The sequence below is a fragment of the Pseudoalteromonas sp. SG45-5 genome (assembly GCF_014164085.1).
Lineage (GTDB): Bacteria > Pseudomonadota > Gammaproteobacteria > Enterobacterales > Alteromonadaceae > Pseudoalteromonas > Pseudoalteromonas aliena.
In genome coordinates this window covers 1-788 of record NZ_JACJEM010000134.1, presented here as the reverse complement: position 1 = coordinate 788, position 788 = coordinate 1, and the positions used below count along the sequence as shown (strand labels likewise).

Annotated in this window: 1 protein-coding gene; it reads right to left on the bottom strand. The window is 35.5% G+C overall.

Annotated elements, in window-relative coordinates; all coding sequences use genetic code 11:
• On the bottom strand, positions 1-464 hold a 464-nt coding region (locus tag H5119_RS19965; protein WP_182703475.1), incomplete at its 3' end, for a phage integrase N-terminal SAM-like domain-containing protein.
• Positions 465-788 lie beyond the last annotated feature (324 nt).

The window sequence follows — 788 nt, the reverse complement described above, 5'->3', positions numbered from 1 at the left end:
CATTTATAATCAAAATCAATATCTTTCACCCTTAATTGCACCGCTTCCATTACTCTTAAGCCACTTCCATACATAAGGGCTGCAATTAAATAATAGCGCTTATTTAAATGAGCCATCAACATTTTAACTTCCTCTGGGGTCATCACTACAGGGAGCTTTGCTTGTTTTTTACTACGGGCAAAATTTAAATTTAATGAGAGTTCTTTTTTTATTATGTGCTTGTATAAAAATGACAATGAATTGAGTGCGGTAGCTTGCGTACGTGGTGCAACGTTTTGCTTTAACACTAAATGTTCTAAGTAGCGTTCGACTTCATTGTCCCCCATTGAGGCAGGATGGCGTTTATTATGAAAATGGATATAAGATGCAATCCATCTTAGGTAAGTATCTACGGTGCGTAATGAATACTGACGTACCAACATATAATCGGCTATATAATTTAAAAATGGAGAACGTGTTTTCATATTACCATTAATAATACTGTATTTATATACAGTTCAGTTGTGCTGCACCCATATTCAAGAAAATGAGCGACGAGCGCATTTTGTCTTTTATTGAGAGTTTGAGTGCTAATAAAAAATTATATATAGCAATGTGTTAAGTTATTTGTTAAAAAAGAATTATTGAATACATGAGCGTGACATTGGCAGATATATGCGCGATGAGCGCACTATAAAATTGTTGAACTAAGCCGCTACGCGGAGATCCTATTCTGACCATTTGAGCCACACTTACCTTGGGGTTATCCCATATTTGGAGGTAAGTCATGAATACACTCATTGAACAAG